Below are 19713 nucleotides of genomic sequence, written 5' to 3'. Positions count from 1 at the left end.
AATAAAATCGTAGGGTTTTTCCCCTATATGTGCTATACTAGCACAGTTATAGGCTCGAAAAAAGAATATTGGAGTGAAAGTATGACTAACCTTAGAAACGATTTACGAAACATTGCAATTATCGCACACGTTGACCACGGCAAAACGACATTGGTGGATCAGTTGCTTCAGCAATCAGGAATCTTCCGATCAAACGAACATGTTGATGAGCGGGCGATGGACTCAAACGACATTGAAAGAGAACGCGGAATCACAATCCTAGCGAAAAATACCGCGATTCAATATAAAGACGCTAAAATCAACATTTTGGATACTCCTGGACACGCCGATTTCGGTGGCGAAGTTGAGCGTATCATGAAAATGGTTGATGGTGTCTTGCTCGTTGTCGATGCTTACGAAGGCTGTATGCCACAGACACGCTTTGTCTTGAAAAAAGCGCTTGAGCAAAACCTCAAACCGATTGTAGTCGTTAACAAAATCGACCGCGATTTCGCGCGTCCAGATGAAGTTGTCGACGAAGTCATCGAATTGTTCATCGAACTTGAAGCAAACGACGACCAATTGGAATTCCCGGTCATTTTCGCATCAGGCATGAACGGGACTGCAAGTCTTTCATCTGATCCAGCTGATCAGGAAGAAACAATGCAGGTCATTTACGACGCAATCATGGACCACGTTCCAGCACCAATCGACAACCGTGAAGAGCCGCTGCAATTCCAAGTAGCGCTTCTTGACTACAGCGATTACGTTGGACGTATCGGTATCGGCCGCGTTTTCCGCGGGACGATTGAAGTCGGGCAATCCGTTTCATTAATGAAATTGGACGGCTCAGTCAAAAACTTCCGTGTCACTAAAATTCACGGATTTATGGGGCTAAAACGCGTTGAGATCCAAAAAGCCGAAGCTGGCGATCTGATTGCCATCTCCGGCATGGAAGATATCAACGTTGGGGAAACTGTGACACCACAGGATCACCAGGAAGCACTGCCTATTCTTCGCATCGACGAACCGACGCTGCAAATGACATTCCTTGTCAACAACAGCCCGTTCGCTGGTAAAGAAGGAAAATGGATTACATCGCGTAAAATCCAAGAACGTTTGGATGCACAGTTGCAAACTGATGTCTCTTTACGTGTAGACCCTACTGATTCTCCGGATGCTTGGGTCGTTTCAGGCCGCGGCGAGTTGCACTTGTCGATCCTGATTGAAAACATGCGCCGCGAAGGATTCGAGATTCAGGTTTCAAAACCTGAAGTTATCGTCCGCATGGTTGATGGAGTCCGCTGCGAACCGGTTGAACGCGTTCAAGTGGATGTTCCTGAAGAATACACTGGCGCAATCATCGAATCACTTGGTGAGCGCAAAGGTGAAATGCTAGATATGGTCAATAACGGAAGCGGACAAGTACGCCTAGTATTTAATGTCCCTGCACGTGGATTGATCGGCTACACAACTGAATTCCTGACGCAAACACGCGGATACGGAATCATTAACCACACATTCGACAGCTATCAGCCAGTTGCATCAGGACGCGTAGGCGGCCGTCGCCAAGGTGTGCTCGTTTCTATGGAACGCGGCAAATCTTCAACTTACGGCTTGATGGGCATCGAAGACCGTGGAACTTCATTCGTTGAAGTCGGTACTGAAATTTACGAAGGCATGATCGTCGGTGAACATAACCGTGACAACGATTTGACGGTTAATATCGTTAAGATCAAAGCTGCGACGAACATCCGTTCTGCCAACAAAGACCAGACGACAACGATGAAAAAAGCGCGTCTTATGAGCCTTGAAGAAGCTTTGGAATACTTGAACGATGACGAGTACTGCGAAATCACTCCTCAGTCGATCCGCTTGCGCAAGAAAATTCTTGATAAGAATGAGCGCGAACGCATGGCGAAGAAAAAGAAAGTAGCCATCGAAGAATAAACAACTGGAAGGATGTATAATCCGTGGACGAGCAGGCTTTTGTCTATGAAAATATGTATCCGGTAGCCCGTGTGCTTTATCAAAACTTGCCGAGTTATGAGATGGCAGGATATGCGCTGTTTGCTGTCATTTTCCTGTTATCGGCACTTGTGTACAAACTGGGCTTTGCCAAAAAATTATCGATCGGAAAAAATGCAGTCATCATCTTGTTCTTGGCTGCGGGAGGGTTAGGCCTGACATTCTTGGCCTTTTTCCTGCCCGTCGTTGAGGGCTTGGTCATTGCCGCATTGATTCTCATCCTTTATAAAATCCGCCTATGGCGCGAAAAACGCGAAAACGCTGCTTCTCAATGAGAGGCAGCGTTTTTGCGTTCAAATGTTTTACAAAGGATCGGCAACAGCAGCGCATATGTCAGATGTGCCAAAATCCAATACAGGAACGCTCCCATATCGGTCGGTTCCGGAACATCTGCTTCCACCGCCAAGATGGCAAGCGGGAAAAACAGGATGTAAGTTGGCAAGGTCAGCACCAAGCTGATAATCGTCAACTGGCCGAAAGTATAGTTGCGGCGTTTGGCGATATACACATAGACGATGCCGATCACCAGAGAGATGATCAGATGGAAAACGAACTCGGTCAGCTCCGACCAGTTCACTTGATTGACCAGCGGGATAAAATCGACATTCAATAGCAATTCGTAATTCCGGACGCCGGTCACTGCCTGCATCCACTTCAGCAACAATCCGAGAATGAGGCCGCTCCAGAAGCCGATCCATAATCCTTTTAATATTTTCATCAGAAATCATCCTCGATGCTGCGGGAGCTTCGGAAGAAATGGAAATGGCCTGTCGCTAGGCGTTCTTCGGTCCGTTTAGTGATCCGGTCGTGGCATTCCTCGCACATATGTGTGTGGATTGGCCGGTTGCGCAAGCGCTTGGCTTGCAGCGTATCGTCTTCCAATTCTTCGATCTTATCGCAGATGACGCATTGGACGCGCATATTCATTCCTCCTATTCGACCCGGATGGCAGAGACATGAGTAATCGGCTGGTCGGCATTCGAGCCGTCCGCCAACAGGATGTGGACCGGCCCGTCTTCACGAAGGGGCTTTCCATCCTGGCTGAATTTAAAGATCAATTGCTTGGCATCTTCAATTGTGAAATCATGATCACCTGATGCAGTTTCGAACACCACTTTCGATGCACCATCAGCCGGTTCCGCATTGTCGAGGAATGGCTGGAAGCGCATGCCGAATGTGCCTGTGAGCATGTCTTGCTTTTCCTGGCGCTTGTATTTCTTTTCAGAGTTCAAGGTTGGCGGAACGGTGGCGCCTTCCATGATTTCACGCGACCAATGTTCGCCCATGCCGCGTTTGTATTCTTCCAGATCATCCTTATCGACATGTTCTTCAGTGAAAAACGTCTTAAGATCCAGTTTGCGGTCATCAAAAATCCACACGGTCGGATCCAAGGTCAGTTTGTATGTGACTTGCCCTTTAAACGGTATGATGAATTCCATAAATAAAACCCTCCATTATAGTATCTCTCTTCTTCAGTATAACTGTTCGCCTACAATTCCCAAAGGGTTTAATCCCTTTCATGAGAGACTTGCAATTTGGCACTGTAAAAGATACACTTTAAACAGGCTAATGGAGCAGAAATACAAGTGATGGGGGAGTCCTCATGGAACATACAGAAGAACAGACTTATCAGGAAAAAGCGCTGGAACTCCTTAAAGCTGATGCAGAGAAAATTGAGCAATTGATCAAGGTGCAGATGGATCATCTTACATTGCCTTCCTGCCCTTTATATGAAGAAGTTCTTGATACGCAGATGTTTGGCTTATCACGGGAAATCGATTTCGCCGTCAAACTCGGCTTGATCGAACGTGAGACCGGTAAAAATTTAATGGATACGCTGGAGAAGAAACTGTCCATCCTCCATGACGCGTATACAAATAAATGACCCAAAACTCAAACGATTCCAGTTTGAGTTTTTTTACTAATGAATCCAATTGAATGAGGTATAAAAAACAATGAAATCCTACATCAAGAAATACGGCAAGTACATAGACTACCCGCTTCTCTTTGCATACCTGGCACTAACCATTTTCGGCCTGATCATGATTTACTCCTCCAGCATGGCCTGGTCCGTGAACTATTATAACGATTCCCCGGACCGCTTCTACATACAGCAATTGGTCAACTTGGCGATCGCTTATCCTGTATTCCTGCTTGCCGCCATCTTCCCCTATAAGCATTTCAAGAAAAAATGGATGATGGCGACTGTTCTCGCCGTCATCTTTGCCGGGTTGATCCTGGTTCACTTTATCGGATTTGCGGCAGGTGGCGCGAAAAGTTGGATCAGCCTCGGATTCGCCAATATCCAACCGTCGGAAGTCGCCAAAGTCGGCTTGATCTTTTATTTAGCTGGGGTGTTTTCCAATAAATACCGCAACGGCTCCATCAACAAACTGAACGAATCGATCATCCCGCCGGTCATCATCCTGACGGCTGTGTTGCTGTTGGTTTTCCTGGAGCCGGATTTGGGCTCGATGGTCATCATCGGCGCAGTCGGCTTGTCAGTGATGGCAGCTTCAGGTGTCCGCCTGAAGCCATTCGTCAAATTGGCGGGCATCGTCATTGCAGCTGCCGCGGTATTCATTATCCCGGCGATGATTTTTGCCAAAGACCTGATTTTCACGGAAAAACGGGTAGGGCGTATCGATGCCTTCTTTAATCCATTTTCCGATGAACTCGGGTTTGGCTTTCAAATCGTCAACGGTTATTTGGCAATCGGCTCAGGCGGGCTTAGCGGCCTTGGCCTTGGCCAGTCCATCCAAAAGCTCGGTTATTTGCCAGAGCCCCATACCGATTTCATCATGTCGGTCATTGCGGAAGAACTCGGCGTTCTCGGCGTCTTTGTCGTCATCGGCGGATTGGGCTTCGTTGTCCTTCGGGGATTGTGGATTGCCATGACCACCAGCGACCCGCTTGCGCGCATGCTTGCAGCGGGCGTCGCAAGCATGATCGGCATCCAATCGTTCGTCAACCTGGGCGGCCTGTCGGGCATCATACCGCTGACTGGCGTTACACTTCCATTTATAAGCTATGGCGGAACTTCGGTAATTTTGTTATCGTTAGCTATGGGAGTATTAATGAATGTTTCCATGTTCAATAAATACGAAAAAACGAAAAAGTAAAGGGTGTGCGTCGGAGTGAAAGAGATTAACAAGATCTTAGTAGCCAACCGCGGAGAAATTGCAATTCGGATCTTCCGCGCCTGTACAGAACTGAATCTTCGGACAGTTGCGATTTATTCGCAGGAAGACAGCGGTTCGTTTCATCGTTACAAAGCTGACGAATCGTATTTAGTCGGCAAAGGCAAAAAGCCGATCGATGCTTATTTGGACATTGAAGACATCATTCGCATCGCCAAAGACTCAGGAGTGGATGCCATTCACCCAGGGTACGGATTCTTATCCGAAAACGTGCATTTTGCGCGGCGCTGTGAAGAAGAAGGCATCGTATTCATCGGGCCGACATCCCGCCATCTCGATATGTTCGGCGATAAAGTCAAAGCCCGTGACCAAGCGATCGCTGCAGGCATCCCAGTCATTCCGGGAACGGACGGCCCTGTCGAATCATTAGAGGAAGTAGAGGCGTTTGCCGAACAAGCCGGATTCCCGTTGATGATCAAAGCATCACTGGGCGGCGGTGGACGCGGTATGCGCATCGTCAAAGACGCCAGTGAACTGGCATCGTCTTACGAACGTGCGAAATCCGAAGCAAAAGCTGCTTTCGGTTCCGACGAGATGTATGTGGAAAAATTTGTAGACAAACCGAAGCACATCGAAGTGCAGATCCTTGGCGATGCAGAAGGCAATGTCGTCCATCTGTATGAACGTGACTGCTCCATTCAGCGGCGCCACCAGAAAGTCGTGGAAATCGCCCCATCCAACTCGATCAGCAATGAATTGCGCAACGAAATTTGCGACGCTGCCGTTAAGTTAATGAAAAACATCGATTACATAAATGCCGGGACAGTTGAATTCCTGGTGGCGGGAGATGAATTTTACTTTATCGAAGTAAACCCCCGCATCCAAGTTGAACACACGATCACTGAAATGGTTACAGGCATCGATATCGTCCATGCGCAGATCCATATTGCCCGCGGGCATATGCTGCATAGCGAAACGATCGCCATCCCGAAACAAGAAGACATTCCATTGTTCGGATTCGCCATTCAATCGCGTGTGACGACTGAAGATCCATTGAACGATTTCATGCCAGATGCCGGAAAACTGATGGTCTACCGTTCAGGCGGCGGATTTGGCGTACGCCTGGATGCTGGAAATGGTTTCCAGGGAGCGGTCATTTCCCCGTATTACGATTCATTGCTCGTTAAAGTGTCCACTTGGGCAACAACGTTCAAAGAAGCAGCAGCGAAAATGGACCGCAACTTGCAGGAATTCCGTATCCGCGGCATCAAAACGAATATCCCGTTTCTTGAAAATGTGGTAAAACATCAAAATTTCATCAATGGGGATTTTGATACGAGCTTTATCGACAGTACACCAGAATTGTTCAAATTCCCTGTGCGCCAAGACCGTGGAACAAAGCTGCTTAGCTATATCGGCAATGTGACGGTAAATGGCTTCCCGGGAATCGAGAAGAAAAAGAAACCGATCCATGCCGCTCCGCGTAAACCGGAAATCGACATCATCACGGAAGTTCCACAAGGCACAAAACAGATTCTCGATGAGCGTGGCCCGGAAGGATTGACGAAGTGGATACTTGAGCAAGAGGATGTGCTGCTCACGGATACGACTCTACGCGATGCCCATCAATCGCTGCTTGCCACGCGCATGCGTTCTCACGATATGTTTGCGGTGGCAAAAGAAACAGCCCGGCTCCAAAGCGATTTGTTCTCGATGGAGATGTGGGGTGGGGCGACATTTGATGTGTCATATCGCTTCCTGAAGGAAGACCCATGGCAGCGCCTCATCAAATTGCGTGAAGACATTCCGAACGTCTTGTTCCAGATGTTGTTCCGTGGAGCGAATGCGGTCGGCTATAAAAACTACCCGGATAATGTCATCCGCGAGTTTGCCCGGACATCGGCTGAAGCTGGAATCGACGTATTCCGTATTTTCGATAGCCTCAACTGGATTAAAGGGATGGAAGTTGCCATCGATGAAGTCCGCAATTCCGGCAAAGTTGCAGAAGCAGCGATTTGCTATACAGGAGACATTCTTGACCCGAGCCGTGATAAATACACGGTTCAATACTATAAGGATATGGCGAAAGAGCTGGAAGCGGCAGGCGCGCATATTCTCGCGATCAAAGACATGGCTGGCCTATTGAAGCCGGAAGCTGCATACCGGCTCGTTTCTGAACTGAAGGATACGGTCTCCTTGCCAATTCATTTGCACACGCATGATACGAGCGGAAACGGCATCTACCTTTATTCCAAAGCGATTGAAGCAGGTGTCGATATCGTTGATACTGCCCTTGGCACTATGGCCGGGCTCACGTCGCAGCCAAGCGCCAACTCGCTGTACTATGCGATGAGCGGCGGCAAGCGGAAAATCAGAGCAGATATCGAGTCTCTTGAGACCATGTCCCATTACTGGGAAGATGTGCGCAAGTATTACAGTGATTTCGAGAGCGGCATGAACAGCCCGCATTCCGAGATTTACGTCCACGAAATGCCAGGCGGGCAGTACAGCAACCTGCAGCAGCAGGCAAAAGCGGTCGGTCTCGGCATGCGCTGGGAAGAAGTGAAAGAAATGTATTCCCGCGTCAACATGTTGTTCGGCGATGTCGTGAAAGTTACACCGTCATCGAAAGTCGTAGGGGACATGGCTTTGTTCATGGTCCAGAACGAATTGGATGAAAAAACAGTGTTGACACGTGGAGAGAATATCGATTTCCCTGAATCGGTCATCGAGTTCTTCGAAGGTTATATCGGCCAACCGCACGGCGGCTTCCCGAAAGAATTGCAAAAAGTGATCTTGAAAGAACGCGAGCCGATTACGGTGCGTCCAGGTGAACTGCTCGAACCGGCTGACTTTGACGCAATCCGCGAGACGCTGTTCAAACGCCTAGAGCGCCCGGTCACAAGCCACGAAGTGCTGGCCTATGCGTTGTACCCGAAAGTATTCGAAGAGTATAGCCTGACGAACCAGACCTTTGGGGATGTATCAGTCCTTGATACCTTAACCTTCCTCTATGGCATGCGTCTCAGCGAAGAAATCGAAGTCGAGATCGAAAAAGGCAAGACCTTGATGATCAAACTGGTGTCCATCGGCGAACCGCAAAAAGACGGGACGCGCATCATCTATTTCGAATTGAACGGCCAACCGCGTGAGATCAGCATTCAGGATATGACGGTTGAAACCGATTCAGCAGCTAAACCGAAAGCCGACCCGACAAAAGAAAATCATATTGCAGCGACAATGCCTGGCACTGTCCTGAAAGTAGTCGGTGAAAAAGGGCTGAAAGTAAAACGTGGCGACCATCTTTTGGTCACGGAAGCAATGAAGATGGAGACAACTGTCCAAGCACCATTTGACGGCACGATCCAGGAAATCTATGTAACAGCCGGCGACGGCATTTCGACAGGCGATCTGCTTATTGAAATGGAATCAAAATAAATAAAAAAAATCCGGTGCGAATTCGCACCGGATTTTTTTATTTGGATTTGATGAACTTGCTTCTGGATACGAGAAGGACCATATAACATAACAATCCGAAAAGCATCGAGATGAGCAAGGAGTGGAGCAAGGCCACCGCCAGATTCAACTTCGTCAAGACGACGAGCATTCCGGACGTCGCTTGGAGAAGCACGATCGTAAAGGCGATGAGCCAGCCCCAATAGATGACTCGCTGGTCGCGGTAATGACGATACGCATGGAGTGCAATCACGCCAATCCAGATGACGATGAGCGCAGCTGCAAAGCGATGGCCCATCTGAACCCATTCATACATATTGCTTGGCAGCGCGAACTGGTCGTTGCGGCACAAAGGCCAGTCGGAACAGATCAAGCTCGATTCTGTATGGCGCACAAGAGCGCCGGTGTAGACGACAACGTAAGAGTACAGCGCAACGCCGAGCGTATGGAATTTCAGCGTGCGGCCGATTTGCACACGATCCGCATCGAACTTGCGATCCACTTCAAAGATCAGCAAGGTCAACAGCAGGACAGCGGCAAACGACAGGAGGGAGATCCCGAAGTGGAGCGCGAGGATGAAATCGCCTTGGCCCCATAGAACTTGCGCAGCCCCTATCAATGCTTGCAGCACGAGGAAGAAGACAGCCATAAAGGCGAGGAACTTCGTTTCCCGCACATGGCCGAACTTGCGCCAAGCCCATACAGCTAACACCACAATCAAAATTCCGACCACGCCCGTCACCAGGCGGTGGGAGAACTCGATCAGCACTTCAGGAGTGATTTCGCGCGGAATCAAATTGCCGTTGCAGTCCGGCCAGTTGCGGCCGCAGCCCATGCCACTGTCGGTCTTGGTCACTAGAGCTCCGCCGAGGAGGATGAGCAGCATGCCGACAGACGCAAGAACCCCGAATATTTTTATATAAATGTTGCTTTTCAAAATGCCACCTACTTTTTTTAGAAAAACTTTTAGCGTTAACGATAACCTGCATACTCGATGATAGCGAAACTGCGTTTAAAATACAACGAGAAATGGGCGTTCGCCCAAACTTTCAAGAATTGGACATAATAATTGCGACCTTCACAAACTGTTCAAAAACAGCGTTTTTTCTATCTTAAAATAACGAGGGGGCTACTGTATGATTAGAGATGAATATTTGTAAGACCAATTGCGTGAAATCATCACTTTATATCAGGAAATTTCAGTAATATGTAGAAAAGAAGCTGGAATTTAGATATAGTTATGGTTAGCGGAATATGCTTACAACTTTGAAAGGAGGGAGTTATATGTCAAACGGCCGGTCTTTGTCTGCAGAACCGACCGATGCTGTAGAATCGAGCACGTTCACTAAAGATTTTCTGGCACTTATTAAGATTGGGATTGTCAATTCCAATTTAATTACCGTCTTTACGGGACTGTGGCTCGCTTTCCAGTTTTCGGATAAGAATTTCCTTGATCACATGGACATTCTCGTCTACACGATCGTCGGTTCGGCATTGATCATTGCGGGGTCTGCGGCGATGAATAATTATATCGACACAGATATTGACCCATTGATGGCCAGCAAGAGAGCCCGCCCGACAGTTACGGGCAGGTTCAAGCCATCCGCTGTCTTGGCACTCGCCATTTCTTTCATCGTTATAGGCGAACTCTTTTTGTTTTCCGCTTCTGTTTCAGCAGGTCTGTTTGGAATCGCCGGCATCTTGGCTTATGTTGTTCTCTATTCGATGTGGTCGAAGAGACGGCATGTCGGCAACACGATCGTCGGCAGCATTTCCGGCGCAATCCCGCCGCTAATCGGCTGGGCTGCGGTGGAGCCGGCGCTCGGTATGGGCGCATGGGCGCTGTTTCTGATTATGTTCATCTGGCAGCCGCCGCATTTTTATGCGCTTGCCATGAAACGGACGGAAGAGTATCGGGCTGCAAATATTCCGATGCTACCGGTGGTCAAAGGATTCCATCGGACAAAAAAATCGATGCTTGCATGGGTTTTACTGCTTTTCCCGCTGCCGTTCCTGCTTATGGAACTAGGGATAGGCTTCATCATCTTAGCTACAGCGTTGAATATCGGATGGCTTGTTCTTGCAATCCAAGGCTTCAAAGCAGCTGATGATTTGAAATGGGCGAAGAAAATGTTCATCTATTCGTTGAACTATATGACGATTCTATTTGTATCGATGATCATTTTCGCCGTATTCGTCTAAATTTCTCTTTTACTTAATTGTAAAACATTTTATTCAGAGAGGGGTATGAAAAGCTATGATGAAAGGACCTAAGAAATGGCGCCTTTTCGCCTTGATGACCGCATTGCTTGTTTTTCTTTCAGGCTGCGGGCGCGAAGAGATCTCGACGCTGATACCGGCTGGTAAGGTTGCACAAGATCAGTTTAACTTGCTGATTTTGTCATCCATTGTCATGTTGTTCGTTATCGTCGTCGTCACTATCATCTATGTATTGGCAATTGTGAAATTCCGCCGTTCAAAAGTAGGGGAGGATATGATCCCTGAACAAGTCGAAGGGAGCGCGCGTCTTGAGTTTATCTGGACAGCAATTCCGATCGTCCTGCTTTTGATCCTCGCTGTTCCGACGGTCTACTCAACATTCGACCTGGCTGATGTCACGGCGATGGACGCACAGGATGAAGACGGCGTGGCTGAAAACTTGACAGTCAACGTAACCGGTAAACTTTACTGGTGGGAATTCGAGTACCCTGAACAGGAAATTCGCACTGCACAGGAACTGGTCGTCCCGACTGGCGAGCGCGTCTACTTCAATTTGATTGCTGCAGACGTTAAGCACTCGTTCTGGATTCCTTCTGTTGGCGGTAAGCTCGACGTCAACCCTGAAAACGTCAATACCTTCTATTTGGAATTCGATAAAGAATCTTCAGAACTTGAAGAAGGCGTTTACTTCGGTAAATGTGCCGAGCTTTGCGGACCTTCCCACGCTTTGATGGATTTCAAAGTCAAAACGCTTAACCGCGAAGACTTTGATGCTTGGGTAGCTGCAATGCAGGAAGAACAAGCTGCGCCTACAGAAACACTTGCTCAAGAGGGTGAAGAACTATTTGGCCAAGATGGTTTAGGTTGTATTGCATGCCACGCTGTCAACAGTGCTGGCGCTGCTACAGGTCAAGGTCCTAACTTAACGACTTTCGGCGACCGTACGACAATCGCCGGCTTCATGGAACATGATGAAGAAACATTGAAAAACTGGATTGCTGATCCTCAGCAATACAAGCCAGGCAATTTGATGCCTGAAGCAGCTTCACTAAATAATGGCGAAGAACTTTCCGATCAAGAGCTTAATGCACTTGCTGCATACTTGATGGGCTTGAAAGTTGAAGAGTAAAAGTTAAAAAAGGAGGTAAACTATTGTGAGTTCTAACTCTCAGAAAAAGGGTTTCGGCGCTACAATATGGGACTACTTAACAACAGTAGACCATAAGAAAATCGCGATCCTCTACTTGATCTCCGGCGGATTTTTCTTCCTAGTCGGCGGCGTAGAAGCGATGATGATCCGGATTCAGCTTATGAAAGCCGGAAACGATTTCCTCAGCGCCGGAACGTATAACGAAGTTTTAACGATGCACGGAACGACCATGATCTTCCTTGCGGCGATGCCGATTCTCTTGGCATTCATGAACGCCGTCTCACCTTTGCAAATCGGTGCGCGTGATGTGGCGTTTCCTTTCTTGAACTCACTTGGGTTCTGGCTATTCTTCTTCGGTGGTATCTTCCTAAACCTTTCTTGGTTCTTGGGTGGAGCACCGGATGCAGGATGGACAAACTATGCTTCTTTGGCACTTGAATCTGAAGGCCACGGAATCGATTTTTACTCACTCGGTTTGACGATATCCGGTTTCGGTACCTTGATCGCGGGGATTAACTTCCTTGTTACGATCATCAATATGCGTGCTCCGGGTATGACGTATATGAGAATGCCGCTTTTCACTTGGACGACTTTCGTAGCGTCTGCGTTGATTCTCTTGGCATTCCCTCCACTGACTGTCGGTATCTTCTTCATGGTATTCGACCGTTTGTTCGGGGCTAATTTCTTTGATGTACAAATGGGTGGTAACACGATCATTTGGGAGCATTTCTTCTGGATCTTCGGTCACCCGGAAGTTTACATCTTGATTTTGCCAGCATTTGGTATTTTCTCTGAAATCTTTGCAATTTTCTCCCGCAAACGCCTATTCGGTTACACGGCATTGGTCTTTGCAACAATCCTGATCGGTTTCTACGGATTCATGGTTTGGGCTCACCACATGTTTACAGTTGGTCTTGGACCGACAGCAAACGCGGTCTTCGCCCTTGCAACGATGATCATCGCAGTTCCGACAGGGATCAAAATCTTTAACTGGCTACTTACGATCTGGGGAGGAAACATTTCCTTCACAGTGCCGATGATCTACGCAGTTGCGTTTATCCCGTCATTCGTAGCTGGTGGGGTAACAGGCGTTATGCAGGCAATTGCGCCGCTTGATTACCAGCTGCACGATTCTTACTTTATCGTCGCCCACTTCCACTACGTAATCGTTGGTGGTGTTGTGCTCGCAATTTTGGCAGGTACGCATTTGTACTGGCCGAAAATGTTCGGTACAATGTTGAGCGAAAAACTTGGAAAATGGACATTCTGGTTCTTCTTCATCGGATTCCATTTGACATTCTTTATTCAGCATTTCCTTGGCCTCATGGGTATGCCACGCCGTGTTTACACGTTCGGAGCTGACCAAGGCTGGGATCTATTCAACGCAATCAGCTCGGCTGGTGCCTTGTTGATGGCGATCGGAGTTCTTATCCTCCTCGTCAACGTTGTTATGACAGTAATGAAAGGCGAACGCGTCGGCAACGACCCATGGGGCGACGGACGTACGCTTGAATGGGCAATCCCATCACCACCGCCATTCTATAACTTTGCACAAACACCGCTTGTCCGTGGACTTGATCCGTATTGGATCGAGAAAATGGAAGGCAATAAAGAAGGCATGGTCTATGCTGAGCCACTCGGCGATATCCACATGCCGAACGGATCATTCATTCCTTTCGTCATCTCACTTGGCATGTTCATTGCAGCGTTTGGCGCAATGTACCATATGGATGGGCATGCATGGGCGCTTCCTGTATTGATCGGCGGTCTTGCGATCACATTTGGTTCAATGCTCGTGCGTTCTTTGAAAGATGACCTTGGTTTCCATGTAACAAAAGAAGAATTGATTGCGGATAACGAACGCATTCAAAGAGAAGCAAGAGCGCTGGAAGGAGGCAAAAAAGGTGGACTTAAATAAACGATATACCCCACAAACTTGGCCCGATCATCCTGAAACGGCGACGCTAGAAGGGAAGAACAAGTTCGTTGGTTTCTGGTTGCTTCTTGCAGCTGAGACCGTCACCTTCGCCTCTCTCTTCGCAACTTATCTTGCGTTGAAAGATAAAGGCCCAAGCGGAATGGAATTTTCCGCTTCCGGCTTGTTCGAACTGCCGCTTGTTTTTGCCATGACAATGATTCTTTTGACATCTTCGTTGACTAGTGTTTACGCGATGTATCATATGAAGAATCATAATTTCAAGGCAATGCAGGCATGGCTAGGAATTACCGTGCTATTGGGGCTTGCGTTCCTAGGCTTGGAGATTTATGAGTTTAACCATTATGTCCACCTCGGTTTTGGCTATACCAATAGTGCCTTTAGTTCCGCATTCTATACTTTAGTCGGAACTCACGGGGCGCACGTTGTCTTCGGGCTTAGCTGGTTCATCGCGTTGATGCTCCGTAACGCTAAACGCGGCTTGAACATGTACAATGCACCGAAGTTCTATCTTGCCGCTCTTTATTGGCATTTCATTGACGTAGTATGGGTGTTCATCTTCACTGTAGTCTACTTGATGGGAGTGATCGGTTAATATGGCACACGATACTCACGATATTCACAGATCCAGAGCAGAATTTGAATTTATCAAGAGAAAACGTGCTACCGAGATGCGCAGCCAGTTGACATCATTCGCTATGATGATTTTCTTGACGCTAATCGCATTCACTGTAGTAGCAGCAGATTTTTCGAATTACTTGATCGTGCCGATTATCTTGCTATTGGCTGCAATTCAAGTCGTGCTCCAGCTTTATAATTTCATGCACATGAGCAATAAAGGCCACGGCATGATGGCATTCTTCATGTTCAGCGGCATCTTTGTCGCATTCACTATCGTTCTTACGATGGTCACCATCGTTTGGTGGTAAACTTAAAAAACTCCGGACTGTAAAAAGTCCGGAGTTTTTTTATGTGGATGCATTGTGTCGGCTCGCAAATGTCATGATTCGTTCATTGATATGGCAAGGCATCACCTATATAATGAGGGTACTTAAGGAAAAAAGGAGGTACGGTCTAATGCCAATCAGCATTTTCGGCTTCGAGGCGTTATGGAGCCCCTGGTATTTTGGATTTCTCGTACTGATTACGCTTTTATATTTTCTAGTCACCACAAAGTGGAGACATAAATTCACTGATAGTGAACCGCTTCAAACCAAGCAGGCCCTGCTCTTCGTGTCAGGGATGGCCTTGATCTACATCTTGAAAGGCTCGCCGGTCGATTTGCTTGGACACATCACGTTGACGATGCATATGGTTCAGATGGCGCTGCTCTTGCTATTGGCTGCCCCGCTTGTGATCATGGGGATTCCTTCTTATATTTGGCGGGCGTTCATCGAGTTGCCAATTATCAACCCTCTGTTCATGTTCTTCACTAAACCATTGATTGCCTTGCTGCTATTCAGTTTATTCTTCTCCGTTTACCATTTGCCGCTTGTCTTCGATTTCGTCAAGCAAGACATGCTGATTCATAGCATCGTCAGCACCTTGCTGTTCGTGTCGGCACTGCTTTACTGGTGGCCTGTGGTCAACAATCTTGAAGGCATGCACAAATTCCACGGACTGAAGAAATTGGGCTATTTATTCGGCTTGAGCGTTTTGATGACGCCAGCTTGTGCCTTGATCATTTTCAGCACGACACCGTTTTATGCAACGTATTCAGATGGTGAAGCATGGATGCAGGCGATGGCTCTATGCGTGCCTGCAGGGACACTGGCACAGCTTAACTTGTCAGGCCCTGAACTCTTCACGAATATGTCGCTGATCGAAGACCAACGCACCGGCGGCATCACAATGAAAATTATCCAGGAATTGGTATTTACTGTGTTCATTTGGTTAGTTTTCCATGAATGGCTCAAAAATGAAACAGCCAATGCCGATGAAATCACCGCTAAAGTTTTGCAGGACCGCAAAGATATGGCGTATTACAGACATAATGGGCAATGACCCAAAAGGAGTTTAATTAAATGAATTTGCCGCTATTGCCAACCATTAGTACATTCTTTATCGTCTTGAGCGCCGTATTGGTGGCGATCGGATGGAACTTGATCCTCAAACGCCGCATCGAAGCACATAAAAAAGTGATGCTTGGCGCCGGTGCTGCTGCGCTGACGTTTTTCATCATCTATGTCTCTCGCACACTATTCGTAGGAAATACGGCATTCGGGGGACCGGATGAATTAAAGATCTACTATACCGTCTTTCTGATTTTCCATATCACGCTCGCAACGATCGGGGCAGTGATGGGGCTGGTGACGATTTACTGGGGCTTAAAGAACCGTCTCGACAAACACCGCAAGATCGGCCCGTTCACGAGCGTAGTATGGTTCTTCACTGCAATTACAGGAGTAATGGTTTACTTATTGCTTTACGTATTCTATGAAGGCGGCCATACGACATCAGTTTTCAAAGCAATTTTGGGTGGATAATAAAAGCACTGAGCATAATTTGCTCAGTGCTTTTATTTTGCATTTTAAACTTTAAACTCCATTTTGATGATGCCGGCTTCGCGTGCCGAAGTAAATAGAATGACCAGTAGCGGCCCGATGAAGAAGCCAAGAAAACCGATCAATTGAAGGCCGATGAACATGGCGATCAATGTGGCAAGAGGGGATAGCCCGATTTGCGTGCCCATTACTTTCGGTTCGACTGTTCTGCGGATGACCAATAGCACCAATGCCAAAATCGCAAGCTGCGTGCCTTGGACAATATCCCCGACGATGAACATGTAAATGAACCAAGGAGTTAGCACGATGATCGAACCGAGTATCGGGATAAAGTCGATGACCCAGATGACGAGCGACATGACCAAGGCATATTCAGGGGCGATAAACAATAAGGCAATCAACGAAACCGCAAAGATGATCAAACTGACAAGGAATTGGGCTTTTAGGAAGCCAAACACGACATTGTTCAGCCGGGCGCTCATAAAGCGTACTTTCTCGGCCGTCGATTCCTTCAAGCGGTTGAACAGCATGCCTTTCAAATCCATCAAATCAAGCATGAACAGGAATAGGGCGATGAGGAAGACGATGAAGCTGACCAAAAAAGAAGGGATGCCCGTCAATAAATTGGTGACGGTATCGTAGTTGACGAATGTTAAGATCCAGTCGCGAATGCCTTCTGCAAAAGCGATCATTTCCGTTTCGAATGAATTGACGACTTCAACAGGCATTTCTGCTGTGGAGCGCAGGAAGAAAGCTTCTACTTCGCCCCACATATGTGAGAGGGAATTTGTATACTCTGGAACCATTTTTGAGAATTGTATAATTTGCCCAACCAACTGCGTAATAATCCAGTAAACCAAGCCAGAAGCGATGACGAGGAATAGGATGAACACCGTGATGACTGCGCCTTTGCGCTCCCATTTAAAGCGCTTCTGCACGAATTTAACAAAAGGCTCCAGGAAGATGGCGGTAAGCAATGCGATGATCAACGGAACGGCAATCGGTAATATGTATATAGAGATCAACACGACAATAGCGATGACCAGTAATAGGGTCGCCAGTTTTTTATTAAACCACTTGCCCACAATAAACCTCCTTCAATTGACTGCGTGAAATTCCACGGCAAAGCATATTTGTTTAAAAAAACCGCAGTTCGTGTTGAACTGCGGAAATTTTACGCTTTGATTTCGAACTCGGAAATTTCTTTTTTGATGGAAGCCAAAATTTCAGCGCCAGTTTTCAATAGGTGATCCGGGAAATGCTCGTCTTCACCGTATTCAATGCCGTGCGGGTAGTAATGCTTGCCGATGACCGGCTTCAAGACGCGCATAGTCGCATCGTTGGCATCAACATCTCCATCGATCGCGTAAGCGAAAACGCGCAAGTAATAAGTGCCTTCGCGGACGATGAATTTGCGGTCGTATGTGACACGCTCATAATCCCATTGGCCTTCTTTGGTCAAGCCATGCTTGTTCATGATGTCTTCAAGCAATGTAATATCCACTTCGATGTTCTCTAGTCCTGTATTTTCAAAATACATGGGATCTCCTCCTCTATAACAAAAAAAGACTGAATGCTCCTTTAATAATAGATCATATTTTAGGTACATGCAATGGCTAGATTGTGTCAGAATGCAGGCGGCTGTTATAATGAGGAAAATGGGTGTCAGGAGCTGATTCAGTGAAGGACTTGTTACGCATCATGATTTTCTTGGCGATTGTCCTGATTGGACTGTTCTACTTGGACCCGTCAATCAGTGAAAACGAATTGCTTGAAGCGCCGCGGCCGGCAGATCCGTTGCCGGCTGATAACTTGACGGAATCGGCGCTCGATGTTGAACGGCCGACGAGCGGGCTTTCCGTCCATATTGGAGAGCCGTCGGAAGAGTGGCTGGCAGAGCATGGCAAGCCCGACCGCATCGAGCCATCTGCTTTTGGTTACGAGTGGTGGGTATACGATGCCGCATATTCCAATTTCGTCATGGTGGGAGTAAAGGAAGGGCGCGTTGTCCAAGTTTATGCAGCTGGTGAGTCTACAGATGTCGAACCTTATACGATCGGGCAGACGCTCACTGACTTGTACAGGTTTACCATCATCGAGAATGAAGTGACCGTAAAATATGGCACCAATACGTATACTTTTAATTTAAGTGAGCAGGATATGGATAAGCGGATTTTGGTGAGTTTTGACGATCTCTATGCACAATTGTATATCGATGCGGAAGACCAGCAATTAGAGGCTGTCAGGTTCATGGATGCTGAAACGCTGATCCGCCATCAGCCTTACGACATGATGTATTCAGGAGATTTATTGGTGACCCCAAGGCCATCGTCAACCTTGCAGCGGTCGATTGATGATGCGAACGCTAGGCAATTGGTCGATTTGACCAATGTCTATCGGCTTCGCCATCAGCGCTCCTTGGTCAAGGAAAATATCGGCATCAGTTTATTGGCCGAGCAGACGAGCGAGGAAATGGCACGCACGGAGTTTACTTCCGCAGAGATGGAAGTGTCGGATTTGGAAGCCCGCTTGCAAGGGGCGGATATTCCATTTGATCTGGCGGCCATCAATACAGCTTCACGCTATTATGATGCGCCGGAGACCTTGCACGGCTGGTTCAACTCCCCGAGCCACAGGGGAACCTTATTGAGCACACAATACAACCAGGTCGGCGTCGGCGTATTCGGCAAGTATTACAGCCAGATCCTGTTGAAGCAGGATCCAGGCGTCTATGAAAGCCAATAGGGCGAGCCTTCGTTTTCAGCTATTTTCAAGAGTAATCAGTGTATGAATCTGGAAAACAATCTGATATGATGAAAGCGTAGAGGAGGAATGCAAAGTGATCATGACCTACGAATGGGTCGGTATAACTGACTCTGCGGACGAGCTGAGTGAAATGATACTGCAATCAGAGCAGGCTGCGAAATACCGCGATGCCTATGACTCTGTCTATAGCGATAAACTATTGGCGAGGGAGATCCATGATTTCGCCAGGCTGAAGGAGCTGTACGAGGAAGTGCAGCGCTTTGGCAAATACCACCCTGATTACAAACGGGTGATGAAGCAAATCCGCGTGGATAAACGCCGACTGGACCTTAACGAAAAGGTAGCAGAGCTGCGGCTCGCGGAAAATGAGCTGCAGGACTTGATGGACCAAGTGAGTTTCATCCTGGGCCGGTCGGTGTCAGAAGCCGTCAAGATCCCTTCGAGCAATCCGTTCTTTTCATCGGATTCCTCATGTGGCAGCGGTTGCGGCACAGGCGGCGGCTGTTCCTGCTCCGCATAATAAAAAAGTGCAAC

The 19713-nt window shown here is 47.6% G+C and carries 20 protein-coding genes; 14 read left to right on the top strand and 6 right to left on the bottom strand.

Annotation, left to right across the window (positions count from 1 at the left end; translation table 11 throughout):
- Window positions 1–81: 81 nt before the first annotated feature.
- Together typA and AUC31_RS09335 are read left to right on the top strand one after the other, a co-directional pair.
- On the top strand, window positions 82–1929 hold the full coding sequence (gene typA, locus AUC31_RS09340; RefSeq protein ID WP_058383470.1) for a translational GTPase TypA: 1848 nt from the start codon (window positions 82–84) through the stop codon (window positions 1927–1929).
- A gap of 23 nt (window positions 1930–1952) precedes the next feature.
- Window positions 1953–2282, top strand: a complete 330-nt coding sequence (locus AUC31_RS09335) for a YlaH-like family protein (protein ID WP_058383471.1) — start codon at window positions 1953–1955, stop codon at window positions 2280–2282.
- On the opposite strand, the gene AUC31_RS09330 is transcribed toward AUC31_RS09335, so the two are convergent.
- The 3 genes from AUC31_RS09330 to AUC31_RS09320 are packed head-to-tail and all read right to left on the bottom strand — an operon-like array spanning window position 2276 to window position 3446.
- A complete protein-coding gene (locus AUC31_RS09330) occupies window positions 2276–2725 on the bottom strand; it encodes a hypothetical protein (protein ID WP_058383472.1) in 450 nt (149 codons plus the stop codon). The two genes, AUC31_RS09335 and AUC31_RS09330, sit on opposite strands and share 7 nt — an antisense overlap.
- Window positions 2725–2928 (bottom strand): YlaI family protein, encoded by a 204-nt coding sequence (locus AUC31_RS09325; protein WP_058383473.1) that lies wholly within the window; start codon window positions 2926–2928, stop codon window positions 2725–2727. The genes AUC31_RS09330 and AUC31_RS09325 overlap by 1 nt, the downstream gene beginning before the upstream one ends.
- A gap of 11 nt (window positions 2929–2939) precedes the next feature.
- Window positions 2940–3446, bottom strand: a complete 507-nt coding sequence (locus tag AUC31_RS09320; protein ID WP_058383474.1) for a hypothetical protein — start codon at window positions 3444–3446, stop codon at window positions 2940–2942.
- Between the two features lie 164 nt (window positions 3447–3610).
- Here AUC31_RS09320 and AUC31_RS09315 point away from each other — a divergent pair, with 164 nt between their 5' ends.
- The 3 genes from AUC31_RS09315 to pyc all read left to right on the top strand — a co-directional run bounded on the left by AUC31_RS09315 (window position 3611) and on the right by pyc (window position 8585).
- A complete protein-coding gene (locus AUC31_RS09315; RefSeq protein ID WP_058383475.1) occupies window positions 3611–3892 on the top strand; it encodes an Fpa/YlaN family protein in 282 nt (93 codons plus the stop codon).
- 70 nt (window positions 3893–3962) lie between these two features.
- Complete coding sequence (locus AUC31_RS09310) at window positions 3963–5129, top strand: FtsW/RodA/SpoVE family cell cycle protein (protein WP_058383476.1); 1167 nt, start codon at window positions 3963–3965, stop codon at window positions 5127–5129.
- 15 nt (window positions 5130–5144) lie between these two features.
- On the top strand, window positions 5145–8585 hold the full coding sequence (gene pyc, locus AUC31_RS09305; RefSeq protein ID WP_058383477.1) for a pyruvate carboxylase: 3441 nt from the start codon (window positions 5145–5147) through the stop codon (window positions 8583–8585).
- A gap of 37 nt (window positions 8586–8622) precedes the next feature.
- Here pyc and AUC31_RS09300 read toward each other — a convergent pair whose 3' ends face one another.
- Window positions 8623–9540: a COX15/CtaA family protein gene (locus AUC31_RS09300; RefSeq protein ID WP_058383478.1), complete on the bottom strand. Its 918-nt coding sequence runs from the start codon at window positions 9538–9540 to the stop codon at window positions 8623–8625.
- Between the two features lie 347 nt (window positions 9541–9887).
- Between AUC31_RS09300 and cyoE the strand changes: the two genes are divergently transcribed.
- From cyoE to AUC31_RS09265, 7 genes are all read left to right on the top strand, one after another.
- A complete protein-coding gene (gene cyoE, locus AUC31_RS09295; RefSeq protein WP_058383479.1) occupies window positions 9888–10805 on the top strand; it encodes a heme o synthase in 918 nt (305 codons plus the stop codon).
- A 55-nt stretch (window positions 10806–10860) separates the two neighbouring features.
- On the top strand, window positions 10861–11952 hold the full coding sequence (coxB, locus tag AUC31_RS09290) for a cytochrome c oxidase subunit II (protein WP_058383480.1): 1092 nt from the start codon (window positions 10861–10863) through the stop codon (window positions 11950–11952).
- Between the two features lie 25 nt (window positions 11953–11977).
- Window positions 11978–13891 carry a cytochrome c oxidase subunit I gene (locus tag AUC31_RS09285; RefSeq protein WP_058383481.1) on the top strand — a complete coding sequence of 638 codons (1914 nt, stop codon included), beginning with the start codon at window positions 11978–11980 and terminating at the stop codon, window positions 13889–13891.
- Window positions 13878–14504, top strand: coding sequence for a cytochrome (ubi)quinol oxidase subunit III (locus AUC31_RS09280; protein WP_058383482.1), 627 nt, complete (start codon window positions 13878–13880; stop codon window positions 14502–14504). The genes AUC31_RS09285 and AUC31_RS09280 overlap by 14 nt, the downstream gene beginning before the upstream one ends.
- A gap of 1 nt (window position 14505) precedes the next feature.
- Window positions 14506–14838 (top strand): cytochrome c oxidase subunit IVB, encoded by a 333-nt coding sequence (ctaF, locus tag AUC31_RS09275; protein WP_058383483.1) that lies wholly within the window; start codon window positions 14506–14508, stop codon window positions 14836–14838.
- 148 nt (window positions 14839–14986) lie between these two features.
- On the top strand, window positions 14987–15913 hold the full coding sequence (ctaG, locus tag AUC31_RS09270) for a cytochrome c oxidase assembly factor CtaG (protein ID WP_058383484.1): 927 nt from the start codon (window positions 14987–14989) through the stop codon (window positions 15911–15913).
- 20 nt (window positions 15914–15933) lie between these two features.
- Complete coding sequence (locus AUC31_RS09265; protein WP_058383485.1) at window positions 15934–16395, top strand: DUF420 domain-containing protein; 462 nt, start codon at window positions 15934–15936, stop codon at window positions 16393–16395.
- 44 nt (window positions 16396–16439) lie between these two features.
- On the opposite strand, the gene ytvI is transcribed toward AUC31_RS09265, so the two are convergent.
- Together ytvI and AUC31_RS09255 are read right to left on the bottom strand one after the other, a co-directional pair.
- Window positions 16440–17498: a sporulation integral membrane protein YtvI gene (gene ytvI / locus AUC31_RS09260; RefSeq protein WP_058383486.1), complete on the bottom strand. Its 1059-nt coding sequence runs from the start codon at window positions 17496–17498 to the stop codon at window positions 16440–16442.
- An 89-nt stretch (window positions 17499–17587) separates the two neighbouring features.
- Window positions 17588–17953, bottom strand: a complete 366-nt coding sequence (locus AUC31_RS09255; protein ID WP_058383487.1) for a YugN family protein — start codon at window positions 17951–17953, stop codon at window positions 17588–17590.
- A gap of 140 nt (window positions 17954–18093) precedes the next feature.
- Here AUC31_RS09255 and AUC31_RS09250 point away from each other — a divergent pair, with 140 nt between their 5' ends.
- The gene (locus tag AUC31_RS09250) at window positions 18094–19158 is read left to right on the top strand and encodes a CAP domain-containing protein (protein WP_058383488.1); all 1065 of its coding nucleotides are present in this window, start codon (window positions 18094–18096) and stop codon (window positions 19156–19158) included.
- Window positions 19159–19252: 94 nt separating this feature from the next.
- On the top strand, window positions 19253–19699 hold the full coding sequence (locus AUC31_RS09245) for a YlbF/YmcA family competence regulator (RefSeq protein ID WP_058383489.1): 447 nt from the start codon (window positions 19253–19255) through the stop codon (window positions 19697–19699).
- The last annotated feature ends 14 nt before the right edge of the window (window positions 19700–19713 follow it).

Source organism: Planococcus rifietoensis, from assembly GCF_001465795.2.
Classification (GTDB): domain Bacteria; phylum Bacillota; class Bacilli; order Bacillales_A; family Planococcaceae; genus Planococcus; species Planococcus rifietoensis.
This window is presented reverse-complemented; position numbering and strand designations above follow the sequence as displayed.

Bases quoted from the DNA above. Each gene is read 5' to 3' on its own strand.
- AUC31_RS09320 (WP_058383474.1), bottom strand. From the start codon at position 3,446: ATGGAATTCATCATACCGTTTAAAGGGCAAGTCACATACAAACTGACC.
- coxB (WP_058383480.1), top strand. From the start codon at position 10,861: ATGATGAAAGGACCTAAGAAATGGCGCCTTTTCGCCTTGATGACCGCA.
- cyoE (WP_058383479.1), top strand. From the start codon at position 9,888: ATGTCAAACGGCCGGTCTTTGTCTGCAGAACCGACCGATGCTGTAGAA.
- ctaG (WP_058383484.1), top strand. From the start codon at position 14,987: ATGCCAATCAGCATTTTCGGCTTCGAGGCGTTATGGAGCCCCTGGTAT.
- AUC31_RS09310 (WP_058383476.1), top strand. From the start codon at position 3,963: ATGAAATCCTACATCAAGAAATACGGCAAGTACATAGACTACCCGCTT.
- AUC31_RS09315 (WP_058383475.1), top strand. From the start codon at position 3,611: ATGGAACATACAGAAGAACAGACTTATCAGGAAAAAGCGCTGGAACTC.
- AUC31_RS09255 (WP_058383487.1), bottom strand. From the start codon at position 17,953: ATGTATTTTGAAAATACAGGACTAGAGAACATCGAAGTGGATATTACA.
- typA (WP_058383470.1), top strand. From the start codon at position 82: ATGACTAACCTTAGAAACGATTTACGAAACATTGCAATTATCGCACAC.
- AUC31_RS09325 (WP_058383473.1), bottom strand. From the start codon at position 2,928: ATGCGCGTCCAATGCGTCATCTGCGATAAGATCGAAGAATTGGAAGAC.
- AUC31_RS09265 (WP_058383485.1), top strand. From the start codon at position 15,934: ATGAATTTGCCGCTATTGCCAACCATTAGTACATTCTTTATCGTCTTG.
- AUC31_RS09330 (WP_058383472.1), bottom strand. From the start codon at position 2,725: ATGAAAATATTAAAAGGATTATGGATCGGCTTCTGGAGCGGCCTCATT.
- ctaF (WP_058383483.1), top strand. From the start codon at position 14,506: ATGGCACACGATACTCACGATATTCACAGATCCAGAGCAGAATTTGAA.